At 74.3% G+C, this 12568-nt stretch carries 12 protein-coding genes; 7 read left to right on the forward strand and 5 right to left on the reverse strand.

Features of this window, described 5'->3' with window-relative positions; genetic code table 11:
* Window positions 1-12: 12 nt before the first annotated feature.
* Window positions 13-939 carry a DUF3027 domain-containing protein gene (locus tag S1361_RS18095; RefSeq protein WP_208032873.1) on the reverse strand — a complete coding sequence of 309 codons (927 nt, stop codon included), beginning with the start codon at window positions 937-939 and terminating at the stop codon, window positions 13-15.
* 266 nt (window positions 940-1205) lie between these two features.
* Here S1361_RS18095 and S1361_RS18100 point away from each other — a divergent pair, with 266 nt between their 5' ends.
* From S1361_RS18100 to S1361_RS18115, 4 genes are all read left to right on the forward strand, one after another.
* Complete coding sequence (locus S1361_RS18100; protein ID WP_243769211.1) at window positions 1206-2606, forward strand: MFS transporter; 1401 nt, start codon at window positions 1206-1208, stop codon at window positions 2604-2606.
* Window positions 2607-2695: 89 nt separating this feature from the next.
* Entirely contained in the window at window positions 2696-3172 is a 477-nt protein-coding gene (locus S1361_RS18105) for a DUF2771 domain-containing protein (RefSeq protein ID WP_208032874.1), read from the forward strand.
* Window positions 3145-3906, forward strand: a complete 762-nt coding sequence (locus S1361_RS18110; protein WP_208032875.1) for a futalosine hydrolase — start codon at window positions 3145-3147, stop codon at window positions 3904-3906. The genes S1361_RS18105 and S1361_RS18110 overlap by 28 nt, the downstream gene beginning before the upstream one ends.
* Window positions 3896-4753, forward strand: a complete 858-nt coding sequence (locus S1361_RS18115; RefSeq protein WP_208032876.1) for a 1,4-dihydroxy-6-naphtoate synthase — start codon at window positions 3896-3898, stop codon at window positions 4751-4753. The genes S1361_RS18110 and S1361_RS18115 overlap by 11 nt, the downstream gene beginning before the upstream one ends.
* A 33-nt stretch (window positions 4754-4786) precedes the next feature.
* Here the strand turns inward: S1361_RS18115 and S1361_RS39875 are convergent, their stop codons facing one another.
* Window positions 4787-5170, reverse strand: a complete 384-nt coding sequence (locus tag S1361_RS39875; RefSeq protein WP_189985524.1) for a cold-shock protein — start codon at window positions 5168-5170, stop codon at window positions 4787-4789.
* A gap of 174 nt (window positions 5171-5344) precedes the next feature.
* Here S1361_RS39875 and S1361_RS18125 point away from each other — a divergent pair, with 174 nt between their 5' ends.
* Window positions 5345-5608 carry a hypothetical protein gene (locus S1361_RS18125; protein WP_208032877.1) on the forward strand — a complete coding sequence of 88 codons (264 nt, stop codon included), beginning with the start codon at window positions 5345-5347 and terminating at the stop codon, window positions 5606-5608.
* Here S1361_RS18125 and S1361_RS18130 read toward each other — a convergent pair.
* Window positions 5572-6216 (reverse strand): HAD family hydrolase, encoded by a 645-nt coding sequence (locus tag S1361_RS18130; protein ID WP_208032878.1) that lies wholly within the window; start codon window positions 6214-6216, stop codon window positions 5572-5574. The genes S1361_RS18125 and S1361_RS18130 overlap by 37 nt on opposite strands.
* Window positions 6217-6494: 278 nt before the next feature.
* Window positions 6495-7478 carry a hypothetical protein gene (locus S1361_RS18135; protein ID WP_208032879.1) on the reverse strand — a complete coding sequence of 328 codons (984 nt, stop codon included), beginning with the start codon at window positions 7476-7478 and terminating at the stop codon, window positions 6495-6497.
* Between the two features lie 98 nt (window positions 7479-7576).
* On the opposite strand from S1361_RS18135, the gene S1361_RS18140 reads away from it, so the two are divergent.
* Window positions 7577-10174: a helicase-associated domain-containing protein gene (locus tag S1361_RS18140; protein WP_208032880.1), complete on the forward strand. Its 2598-nt coding sequence runs from the start codon at window positions 7577-7579 to the stop codon at window positions 10172-10174.
* A 21-nt stretch (window positions 10175-10195) separates the two neighbouring features.
* On the opposite strand, the gene S1361_RS18145 is transcribed toward S1361_RS18140, so the two are convergent.
* Window positions 10196-10735, reverse strand: coding sequence for a hypothetical protein (locus S1361_RS18145; protein WP_208032881.1), 540 nt, complete (start codon window positions 10733-10735; stop codon window positions 10196-10198).
* 175 nt (window positions 10736-10910) lie between these two features.
* On the opposite strand from S1361_RS18145, the gene S1361_RS18150 reads away from it, so the two are divergent.
* Window positions 10911-12554, forward strand: coding sequence for a DNA repair helicase XPB (locus S1361_RS18150; RefSeq protein WP_208032882.1), 1644 nt, complete (start codon window positions 10911-10913; stop codon window positions 12552-12554).
* The last annotated feature ends 14 nt before the right edge of the window (window positions 12555-12568 follow it).

Raw genomic sequence — 12568 nt, forward strand, 5'->3', positions numbered from 1 at the left:
GCGCGTGAAACCTCAGGAGTGGCCGAGTTCCGCCGTCTCGTCGTCGCCGGTCTCCGGGACCGAGCCCGAGTCGCGGGCCGGGCGGAGCGGGAAGGGGTCGACCCGGGTCTCGTCGATGACCGGCGCGGCGGGCTGCGGGGGCTTGGGCATGACCGCCGCCTCCGAGTGGCCGCCGCAGCCGTAGGCCAGCGAGACCACGCGGCCGTCCGCCGGCGAGAACTCGTTGGCGCAGACGCCGAAGGCCTGGCCGAGGGAGCCGCCGATGGGGACGAGGAAGCCGCAGCTCACGCAGGAGGCGGGAGCCGCCTGGGCCATCGCGGTCTTCGGGCCGAAGGCCTCCTCCCAGCGGTCCGCCGCCGTGTGCAGGCCGTAGCGGGACAGGACGCGCGCGCGGCGCATGCCCAGTTCCTCGGCCACGGACGCGACGGAGCCGCGCAAGGGGAGCGTCGGCTGGACGGCGGGCGCGCCCGGGGCGACGTCGGCGTCCTCGGCCTCCGCCAGTTCGCGCATCTCCTCGGAGACCACCGAGTTCGGCGGCGGCTCCTCCTCGCCCGTGTAGCCGGGCTCCAGGCGCAGGTCGTCCTGGTCGGTGGGGAGCAGGTCGCCGGGGCCGAGGTCGCCGGGGCGCAGGCGCTCGCTCCACGGGACCCACTCGGGGGCGAGCAGGGCGTCGGGGCCGGGCAGCAGCACGACCTCGTCCAGGGTGACGATCTTGGCGCGGGAGGCGCGGGCCACCGTCACCGCCCAGCGCCAGCCCCGGTAGCCCAGTTCCTTGCACTCGAAGAAGTGCGTGACCACGCGGTCGCCCTCGGACACCAGGCCGGCGTGCTCGCCGACCACGCCGGGCGCGGCGGCCTCCTCGGCGGCGGCGCGGGCGAGGTCGACGGCCTCGGCGCACAGGCGGTCGGGGGTGCGGCTTCGCGTGGTCGCTGCGCTCACAGGTATCGCTTCTCTCCTACGCCGTCTCGTCGAGTGCGGCTGCCTCCGGCGGTTTCGCCGACGGAGCGGACCTGGGGACCGCATCGACGTCTGCATCCGCGCGCCTGGGCGCACCTCTGCCATCCATTCTGCGTTATGGCTGAGATAGGCACGCTACACCGGACAGGATTCGTGGATTTTCCCACCCGCCCCCTGCCTGGGCCGACCGGGGCCGTACGCCGCCACGCGGGCCGCGTCCGCACTATACGGCGGCATCTCGGGGCACTATGAACGTCGTGGCAGCCGCGGACAGGGCGAGTGGTCGGGGCGGCGGTTCGGGCCGGGTGGGCGGTGCCGTCCGCGCGGTCGGCCGTGCCCTGCACCGTCCGGTCACGGGTGCGGCCCGGGGCATCCGCAGGGTGACGCACGCGCACGGAGCGGGCGAGTCCGGTCTGGGCAAACTGATCGAGCTGCACGCGGTGAACGGCGCCGGGGACGTCATGGTCACCGTGGCGCTGGCGTCCACGGTGTTCTTCTCGGTGCCGACGGACGAGGCCCGCGGGCGGGTCGCCCTCTACCTCGCCATCACCATGGCCCCGTTCACCGTCCTCGCCCCCGTCATCGGCCCCCTGCTGGACCGGCTGCCGCACGGGCGGCGGGCCGCGATGGCCGGGGCGATGCTGGCGCGGGCACTGCTGGCGCTGGTCATCTCGGGCGCGGTGGCGAGCGGCGGCCTGGAGCTGTATCCCGCCGCGCTGGGCGTGCTGGTGGCGTCGAAGGCGTACGGCGTGGTGCGCAGTGCCGTCGTACCGCGGTTGCTGCCACCGGGGTTCTCGCTCGTGAAGGCCAACTCCCGGGTCACGCTCGCCGGGCTGCTGGCCACCGGTGCCGCCGCGCCGGTCGGGGCGGGCCTGCACGCCCTCGGCGACCCCTGGCCGCTCTACGGAGCCTTCGTGATCTTCGCTGCCGGGACGTTTCTGTCGTTCTCCCTGCCGCCGAAGGTGGACTCGGCCAAGGGCGAGGACGTCGCCCTGCTCGCGGCGGACGAACAGCATCTGCGCGGGCCGCACCGCAAGGAGGTGAAGCGGCCGGGGCTGCGGACGGTCGGGCCGGCCGTCACGCACGCGCTCGGCGCCAACGCCGCTCTGCGCTGCCTGTCCGGCTTCCTGATCTTCTTCCTCGCCTTCCTGCTGCGCGAGCACCCGCTGACCGGGGAGAGCGCGGCGGTGTCGCTGGGGATAGTGGGGGTCGCGGCGGGCGCGGGCAACGCGCTGGGGACGGCGGTGGGGGCCTGGCTGCGGTCACGTGCCCCGGAGATCATCATCGTGACCGTCGTCGCGGTCGTGCTGGGTGCCGCGGTCGTCGCCGCCCTGTTCTTCGGGGCGTTCCTGGTGGCCTGTCTGGCCGCGGTCGCCGGGTTCGCGCAGGCGCTGGCCAAGCTGGCGCTGGACGCGCTGATCCAGCGGGATGTGCCGGAGCTGGTGCGCACCTCGGCGTTCGCCCGCTCGGAGACGCTGCTGCAGATGGCGTGGGTGTTCGGCGGCGCGGTCGGCATCGTGATGCCGCTCAACGGCACGGTCGGACTGCTGGTCGGCGCCGCGTTCGTGGCCGTCGGCTGGCTCGGCACGCTGAAGGGCCTGCTCGCCTCGGCCCGGCACGGCGGCCGGGCCCGGCCGCAGGTGGCATGAGGCCGGGTGTGACGTCGGCCGGCGTAACGAACCGGGCACGCCGCACCCCACGTGGGCGGACTGCTGCGGCGGCCCGATAGCCTTCGGCCATGACCACGCTGCAATCCGTTGTGCGACGCCGCCGCGCCGTCGCCGTTGCCGGCGCCGTTTCCGCCGGACTGCTCGTCCTGTCGGCCTGTGACAAGCCGACGCCCGTCGCGACGATCACCGTCGGCCGGGACTCGGTCAACTCCGAGGCCCTCTGCTACAACGACGGCAAGCCCCTGGACGCCGAGTCGCTCAAGAAGTGCGTCAAGAAGGCCGGCGAGGCCAAGTCGATCAAGGTCGGCCAGGACCAGACCGTCCGCATCGGCGTCGATCCGAAGATCGCGGACGCGGGATGGGTCCTGCTGGTCAACGGCCGCCCGGCCGGCGACTTCAGCAAGGAGACGTACCGCACGATCCCGAGCAGCGTGTTCTTCAACCTGCAGTACGGCACGCAGGGTGAGACCAACACGCTCGCGGTCCAGATGGGCGAGGACAAGTCGAAGAAGGGTCTGTGGACCTTCAAGCTGAAGAAGGCCTGAGCACGACCTCCTTCCCGGTCCTCGTCGCCACCGCGGTCCCCGTCGAACGGGACGCGGTGGCGGGGGCGCTGACCGCGGCGCCCCAGGACCCGGCGGCCCGGGAGACACCGCTGCCGGGCGGGTCCCTGTGCCGTACGGCCGCGGGCTTCGACCTGCTCGCCGCCGGTGTCGGCCCGGCGCTCGCCGCCGCCACCACCGCCGGCGCCCTCACCGCCGCCGCGCTGGCCGGCCGCCCCTACGGCCTGGTCGTCTCCGCCGGGATCGGCGGCGGCTTCCTGCCGGAGGCGCCCGTCGGCTCCCTCGTCGTCGCCGACGCGATCACCGTGGCCGATCTGGGCGCGGAGACCGCCGACGGCTTTCTCCCGGTCACCGAACTGGGCTTCGGGACCGTCACCCACCGCCCGCCCGAATCACTCGTACGAGTCGTGTCCGAGGCCACCGGCGCCCGTACCGGCACCATCCTGACCGTCTCCACGGTGACCGGCACCGCCGCCCGCGCCGCCGCCCTGCGCGCCCGGCACCCCGGCGCGCTCGCCGAGGGCATGGAGGGCTTCGGGGTGGCGGAGGCGGCCGCCGCGCACGGTGTGCCCGTGCTGGAGATCCGCGCGGTCTCCAACCCGGTGGGTCCCCGGGACCGCGCCGCCTGGCGCATCGGGGACGCCCTCGCCGCCCTCACCGAGGGCTTCGGGAAGCTCGCGCCCGCATTGGAGAGTTGGAACACGCATGACCAGTGAGCAGCAGCAGTCCCTGCGGATCGCCTACTCCCCCTGCCCGAACGACACCTTCGTCTTCGACGCCCTCGCGCACGGCCGCGTGCCCGGCGCCCCCGCGCTGGACGTCACCTTCGCCGACATCGACATCACCAACGGCATGGCCGAGCGCGGCGAGTCGGACGTACTGAAGGTGTCGTACGCCGTCCTGCCGTACGTCCTCGACGAGTACGCGCTGCTGCCGTGCGGCGGCGCGCTGGGCCGGGGCTGCGGGCCGCTGGTGCTCACCCGGGAGGCCGATGTCGAGCTGACGGGCCGTACGGTCGCGGTGCCGAGCGAGAAGTCGACCGCGTACCTGCTGTTCCGCCTGTGGGCCGCGGACACCCTGCCCGGCGGGGTGGGCGAGATCGTGGTCATGCCGTTCCACGAGATCATGCCGGCCGTGCGGGACGGCAAGGTGGACGCGGGCCTGGTCATCCACGAGGCCCGGTTCACCTACCGGAACTACGGGCTGCACAAGCTCGCCGACATGGGCGAGCACTGGGAGCGGACCACCGGGCTGCCGATCCCGCTGGGCGCGATCATCGCCAAGCGGTCGCTGGGTGCCGAGACGCTCGGCCGGCTCGCCGAGTCCGTCCGGGCCTCCGTACGGGCCGCCTGGGACGACCCGGAGGCCTCCCGGCCCTACGTCATGGCGCACGCCCAGGAGATGGACCCGGCCGTCGCCGACCAGCACATCGGGCTGTACGTCAACGAGTTCACCGCCGGCCTCGGCGAGGACGGCTACGCGGCCGTGCGCGGGCTGCTCACGCGCGCGGCGGCCGAGGGGCTCGTACCTCCCCTCGGCCCGGATGCGCTCGCTTTTCCCTGACGGGTCCGGTTTCCCTGACGGGTCCGGCCGGTTCTAGACGTCCAGCTGGTCGGCGACCGCGCGGAGCAGGCCGGCGATCTTCTTGCCGGACGCCTTCTCCGGGTAACGGCCCTTCTCCAGCATCGGAGTGATGTTCTCGAGAAGGGTCGTCAAATCCTGCACGATCGAGGCCAGCTCGTCCGGCTTCTTGCGCTGGGCGGCGGCTACCGACGGGGTCGGATCGAGCACGGTCACCGAAAGTGCCTGGTCACCGCGCTGACCGGCGACGACACCGAACTCCACGCGCTGTCCCGGCTTGAGCGCATCGACTCCGGCGGGGAGAACCGAGGAATGGACGAAGACGTCACCGCCGTCGTCGCGGGAGAGAAAGCCGAAGCCCTTCTCGCTGTTGAACCACTTGACCTTGCCGGTAGGCACGTCTGTCCTCGTCCTCGTACTCGTCGGGAAAACTACTTCGGAAACGGCTCTTGATAGCACTGGGGCGGGTCGACCATGACCCGCCGCTACCAAGCGCTACAAGGCTAATGGTCTTCGGGCGGGTGACAAGACGTCCCCCGGTTGTTCTCTCGCGCAGGGAACTACCCTGGTCCGGTGCGTGACAAAACCCAAACGAATTCCGCCGCGCCCGGTGACCGGCTGATCCGCGCCGGTGCGGTCGTGTTCTTCATCGGTGCCGTGGCCACCCTCGTCACGGTGGCCCCGCTGTTCCTCGGAGCCACACCTTTTCCGACCTACATGTTCGGTCTGAGCATGCTCATGGCCGTCGGATTCCTGGTGGCCGGCGCCGGTGTCCTGCGGTCCGTCGCCGCCGGACGGCGTCAGGCGAGGAAGACGGCGCCGGGTGCCTCCCGGTAGCCGCTGAGCCACGCCGGGAAGTCGGACAGGGCGGTCAGCACGACGTCCGCGCCGGCCTCCCGCAGCTCCCCGGCCGGGCACGGGCCGGTCGCCACGGCGACCGAAAACGCACCCGCCGCCCGGGCTCCCCGGACGTCCCCGACGTGATCGCCGACGTACACGCCGGCGCCGTGCTCGCGCAGCGCCGCCGCCTTCTGCTCGGCCCACAGGTCACCGACGATCACGTCCGGTTCGATGCCGAGGTGGGCCAGGTGCAGCCTGGCGTTCGGCTCGTACTTCGCCGTGACCACCATCGTCCGGCCGCCGGCTGCCCGCACCGCCTCGACCGCCTCCCGGGCACCGGCCATCGCGGGCGTCGCGGCGATGGCTATGGAGGGGTACATCTCCCGGTACAGATCGGCCATCGCCGGCACCTCCTCGGCCGGGAACCAGTGGATCAGCTCCTCCACGAGCGGCGGGCCCAGCCGGGTCACCGCCAGGTCGGCGTCGATGAACGTCCCCGTCCGCTCCGCCAGGGCCAGGTAGCAGGCACGGATGCCCGGGCGGGAGTCGATGAGGGTCATGTCGAGGTCGAACCCGACGGTCAGTGAGGAGGCCATGCGGGACATTGTGCCGGGTACCTCCGGCGGTCCGGCCGAGTGGGATTTGCGGCGTGGGGGTGCGTGTTGCGCGCCGGGCGCGGGTGCGCGGTGCCGACGAGGGCGCGGTGCGCCCTGGGGCCGGCGTTGTCTGCCGGGTACCGACCGCAGTGGGGGCCTTGCGGGGTCGCGCCGTGGGAGTGGCTGTCGTGTGCCGGGTGCGGGTGCCTGGTCGGCCGGTCGCGCAGTTCCCCGCGCCCCTGGGGCGGGGTGGCCGCAGCCGGACACCGGCCGCAGCCGCGCCGGCGCTAGCGCTTGCGCTGTGAGCGCCAGAGGAGGAACAGAGCCGAGGCGACCGCCGCTCCTCTGACCACCCACGGCCAGGTGTCGCCGACCGCGTCGTTCATGTGGCCTCGGGCGATCGGATCGCCCCAGCGGCCCTCGTTGCGTCCCCACAGCCACACCACGCCGGCCGCGACCGCGGTGCCCGGCAGCACCATCACCGCCCACTTGGTCTCCGCGGCCGTCAGCCGCCGGGAGCCGTAGGCGATGGCCCAGCCCAGGAGCAGCGCGAACCAGTTGCCGAGCACGGCACCGGCGACCAGCGCGGCGGCGGCCAGTAGCAGGAGGGGGTTGGACCAGCCGGCGGAGGGGAGGGGGAGCAGGCGGCGGCGCCGGGCGGGCACGGCCTCCGGTGCGGCCTCGGCGGGCTCGGCCACGGGCTCGGCCTTCTCGGCTGCGGCCGCCTGCGGGGGCCGTCTGAGCAGCTCCGGGATCTCCACGCCGCCGACGAACCCCGGCACCGGGTCGACGTCCCCCAGGGGACCCGCGGTGCCGACGCGCCACCAGTCGGGCGGAGCCGTGCCGTCCCCCAGCTCGTGCGCGGGAGCGAGATGCGGCGGGGCCGGCGTGTCGCGCGGGGCGGGCGGTGCCGGCTCGGCGGAGCGCGGGCGGGGTACGACCCGGCGCAGCCCCTTGGGCCGCTGCTGCTCCGCCGCCTCCGGCGCACGCTCCCCGGAGGGCTGGGCCGGTACGCCGGTGGGAGGCGGCTGCGGGCCGCCCCCGGTGCCGCCGGCCGCCGCGACCACGTCGTCCGGGGTGCCGAGGCGGTCCAGGATGCGGCGGACGGCGGCGGGCGAGTCCACCGTCGTCTGCGCCCGGTACCGGTCGATCTCGTTGCGCAGTTCCGACACCAGCCGCATCCGTGTCGCGGACGGCAGCTGCCGCTGCTGAGCGATGTCTCCGACGCGGCTCAGATACTCGTAGACGACCTGGTCGCTCTCGATCCCCACGGAAACCCCTCCGGGGTGCGCCGACTGATTCCCCGGTGAGGACGGTACCGCGTCTCGCGGACGCCCTCGGTACGGCGAATTCCGCTAACGTTGGCCGGATGAGCCCCGAGGCCCACTCAGCCCCTCGGTCCCTCGCGGAGGCGCTCCGCGCGCGGGACGACGCGTCCCTGGCCGTGCTCCTGCGCAGCCGCCCCGACCTCATCACCCCCGTCCCCACCGATCTGACCCAGCTCGCCACCCGCGCCGGCACCCGAGCCTCGGTGCTGCGCGCGCTGGAGCGGCTGGACCGGTTCGCGTTGCAGACGGCGGAGGCGCTGGCCGTGGCCCCGGACCCGGCGTCGTACGACACGCTGCTCGGTCTGATGGCCGGGGACGCCGGGGACGAGACGGTGGCCGGCGCGCTGCCGCGGGCCCTCGGGACCCTGCGCGCGCAGGCGCTGGTGTGGGGCGGGGACGACCGGCTGCGGCTGGTGCGGACCGCCCGCGAGCTGCTCGCGCCGTCGCCCCAGCACCCGTCGCCGACCGGGCTCGGGCCGACCGTGCAGGAGGCCACCTCGGGCATGTCGCCCGGGCGGATCCAGGAGATCGTGACGGCGGCCGGGCTGCCGTCGACGCACGACTCGGTGTCCGCGGTGGCCGCGCTGACCGCGCTGTTCACCCACCGCAAGAAGATGGCGAAGCTGCTCGCCGGGGCCCCGGAGGCGGCCCGCGAGGTGCTTTCCCGGCTGGTGTGGGGGCCGCCGTACGGGCAGGTCACCGCGGAACCGGCGGCGCATCTGCGCTGGCTGCTGGACCGCGGTCTGCTGCTGCCGACCACGCCCGGCACGGTCGTACTGCCCCGCGAGGTCGCCCTGCACCTGCGGGAGGGCCGCGCCCACCGGGTGCCCGAGCCGCTGCCGCCCGCCGTGGCGACGGCCGCGACGCACAGCCCCCAGGTGGTGGACGCCACCGCGGCCGGGCAGGCGTACACCGCGCTGGCCACCGTGGAAGAGCTGCTGAAGGACTGGGACGAGGGCGGCCCCGCGGTGCTGCGGGCCGGCGGGATGAGCGTCCGTGACCTGAAGCGGACCGCCGTGGCGCTGGACGTGTCGGAGCCGGTCGCCGCCTTCTGGACCGAGCTGGCCTACGCGGCCGGTCTCATCGCCTCCGACGGCGAGGCCGACGAGCGGTACGCGGCCACCCCCGCCTACGACGAGTGGCTGGAGCTGCCGCCCGCCGAGCGCTGGGCCCGGCTCGCCCAGGCGTGGCTGACGGCCACCCGGACGCCGGGGCTGGTCGGCGGCCGGGACGCGAAGGACCGCGCCCTGTCGGCGCTCGGCCCGGGCCTCGACCGGTCCGCCGCGCCGGAGGTACGGCACCGGGTGCTGTCCCTGCTGGCCGGTCTGCCCCGGGGCGCGGCCCCGGACGCCGAGTCGGTGCTGGCCCGGCTGCGCTGGGAGCGTCCGCTGCGCGGCGCCCAGCGCGACGGCGACGACGACGATCTGCGCTCCCGGCTCGCCCGCTGGGCGCTGTCGGAGGCGGAACTGCTGGGCGTGACCGGGCGGGGCGCGCTGTCGGCGCACGGCCGCGCGCTGCTGGGCGCACCGCCCGCCGCGGGGACGGCCGGTGGCCCCGCTGCCCGTACCGGCGAACCCGCCGCGCCACCCGGTGCCCCGGCGGCCGGCCCGTCCGAGCCCGCCGGTCCCGGGGACAAGCTCCCGGTGCACCACCACCGGGCGCCCGACCGCCTCGCCCCCCTCTCCTCCGCCGAGCAGGCGGTCGCGACCGCCGCCGCGGCCCGGCTGCTCGCCCCGCTGCTGCCGCAGCCGCTGGACCACGTCCTGCTCCAGGCGGACCTGACGGCGGTCGCGCCCGGCCCGCTGCGGCGGCCGCTCGCGGACATGCTGGGGGTGCTCGCGGACGTGGAGTCCAAGGGCGGCGCGACCGTGTACCGGTTCACGCCGGCGTCCGTCCGCCGGGCCCTGGACGCCGGCCGGACCGCCGCCGACCTGCACGCCTTCCTCGCCGAGCACTCCCGCACCCCGGTGCCGCAGCCGCTCGCCTACCTGATCGACGACGTGGCCCGGCGGCACGGCCATCTGCGGGTCGGCGCGGCCTCGGCGTACGTCCGGTGCGACGACGACGCGCTGCTGAACGAGATCCTCGCCGACAAGCGGGCCGCCGCCCTGCGCCTGCGCCGCCTCGCGCCGACGGTGCTGGCGACGCAGACCGACCCGGCGACGCTGCTGGAGGGGCTGCGCGCGATGGGGTACGCACCCGCCGCCGAGTCCGCCGAGGGTGATGTCCTGATCGCCCGGGCGCACGCCCACCGGACCCCGCCGCGCACCGCGCCCGAGCCGGTGCCGGACGGCCCGCCGCCGCCCGACGCCACGCTGCTCGCGGCGGCGATCCGCGCGATCCGGGCCGGTGACCTGGCCGCCACCGCCCCGCGCAAGCCCGTCGGCGAGCCCCTGACGGGCGGTCAGCTGCCCCGCACCTCCGCCGCCGACACCCTGGCCACCATGCAGGCCGCCGTCCTGACCGGCGACTCGGTGTGGATCGGCTACGTCAACGCCGACGGCGCCGCCAGCCAGCGGGTCATCGCCCCGATCCGCGTGGAGGGCGGCTTCGTGACGGCGTACGACCACACGGCGGACGAGGTGCGCACGTACCCGCTGCACCGGATCACCGGGGTCGCGGAGCTGGCGGACGACTGAGGAGGCCCGGGGCGACAGGCCTCAGCAGTCCCTGACCGGCGCGTCCGCGGTCAGGCCGAAGTGGGCTCGGGCGGTGCTCTGCAGCGTGTCGGACGGCATCGTGTCGTCCAGGGCGGCCCGGGCGAAGAAGCCGAAGTGGGCCTTCGTCCACTCCCCGTTACCGGCGCCGTCCGGCGGCGCCTCGCGCGCGACCACCCGGTAGCCGCCGTGCGGGTCCCGTTCCAGCCGCACCACCTGCGGGACCCGTCCGCCGCCGCACTCCACCAGGCCGCCGTCGCGCATCCCGTACTCCACGCACAGCGTGTCCACGCCCGCCCGCACCTCGTCGCCGCGCTCCGCCAGGTCCAGCGCCTCGGCCCGGCAGAACCAGCGCGCGTGCAGCGCGGGCACGTCCTCGCCGTAGCCGGTGCCGTGGCTCTCCGCCGCGAGCCGGGCCTCGATGACGGGCCGCACCTCGTCCCACAGCCGCGTGTCGACGCTCCCCGGCCGCATCACCCAGGTGCCGGTGCCCACCAGTACCACCACGGCTCCGGTGCCGACGGCCCATCTGCGTGCCGACATCCCTGAACTCCTCACCCGGCCGCGCGCCCGCGCCGCCTTCCGGGTGTCAGGACTCGCGGCGGGGCGAGGGGGTTGCACGCGGCGCTCGGTTCCGCCGTCGATCTTGCGACCGTGGAGCGCCCCGGCCGCATGAGGCACACTGGACGTTTGGCCGTCATGGAAGGGTGTGCCGCGCGTGAATGGTCCGCTGATCGTCCAGTCCGACAAGACCCTGCTCCTCGAAGTCGACCACGAGCGGGCCGACGACTGCCGGCGTGCCATCGCGCCCTTCGCCGAGCTGGAGCGGGCACCCGAGCACATCCACACCTACCGGGTCACCCCGCTCGGCCTGTGGAACGCGCGCGCCGCCGGGCACGACGCCGAGCAGGTCGTGGACGCCCTGGTGCAGTACAGCCGCTACCCGGTGCCGCACGCGCTGCTCGTGGACATCGCCGAGACGATGGACCGCTACGGCCGCCTCACCCTGTCCAAGCACCCCGCGCACGGCCTGGTCCTCACCACCACCGACCGGCCGGTGCTGGAGGAGGTGCTGAAGTCCAAGCGGATCGCGCCGCTGGTCGGCGCCCGGATCGACCCGGACACCGTGGCCGTGCACCCCTCCGAGCGGGGGCAGATCAAGCAGACGCTGCTGAAGCTGGGCTGGCCGGCCGAGGACCTCGCCGGGTACGTCGACGGTGAGGCGCACCCGATCGAGCTGCTGGAGGACGGCTGGGCGCTCAGGCCGTACCAGAAGCAGGCCGTGGAGAACTTCTGGCACGGCGGCAGCGGGGTCGTCGTGCTGCCCTGCGGTGCCGGGAAGACGCTGGTCGGTGCCGGGTCCATGGCCCAGGCGAAGTCGACCACGCTGATCCTGGTCACCAACACCGTCTCCGCCCGGCAGTGGAAGCACGAGCTGGTGAAGCGGACCTCGCTGACCGAGGACGAGATCGGCGAGTACAGCGGCACGAAGAAGGAGATCCGGCCGGTCACCATCGCCACCTACCAGGTGCTGACGACCAGGCGGAAGGGCGTCTACCCGCACCTGGAGCTGTTCGACTCCCGGGACTGGGGCCTGATCGTCTACGACGAGGTGCACCTGCTGCCCGCGCCGGTGTTCAAGTTCACCGCCGACCTCCAGGCGCGGCGCCGGCTCGGGCTCACGGCCACCCTCGTGCGCGAGGACGGCCGCGAGTCGGACGTGTTCTCCCTCATCGGGCCCAAGCGGTTCGACGCGCCCTGGAAGGAGATCGAGGCGCAGGGCTACATCGCGCCAGCCGACTGCGTCGAGGTCCGGGTGAACCTCACCGACTCCGAGCGGCTGGCGTACGCCACCGCCGAGACGGAGGAGAAGTACCGCTTCTGCGCGACCACCGAGACCAAGCGGAAGGTCACCGAGGCGATCGTCCGCCGGTTCGCCGGGCAGCAGATCCTCGTCATCGGGCAGTACATCGACCAGCTGGACGAGCTGGGCGAGCACCTGAACGCCCCGGTGATCAAGGGCGAGACCTCCAACGCGCAGCGCGAGAAGCTCTTCGACGCGTTCCGCCAGGGCGAGATCAGCGTGCTGGTGGTGTCGAAGGTCGCCAACTTCTCCATCGACCTGCCCGAGGCCACCGTCGCCATCCAGGTGTCCGGCACCTTCGGCTCCCGGCAGGAGGAGGCCCAGCGGCTCGGCCGGGTGCTGCGCCCCAAGGCCGACGGCCACCAGGCCCACTTCTACTCGGTCGTCGCCCGCGACACCCTCGACCAGGACTTCGCCGCCCACCGGCAGCGCTTCCTGGCCGAGCAGGGGTACGCCTACCGGATCGTGGACGCGGACGAGATCCTGGCCGAGAGCTAGCGGGTTTCGTCTGG

It is taken from the genome of Streptomyces cyanogenus (genome assembly GCF_017526105.1).
Classification (GTDB): Bacteria; Actinomycetota; Actinomycetes; order Streptomycetales; family Streptomycetaceae; genus Streptomyces; species Streptomyces cyanogenus.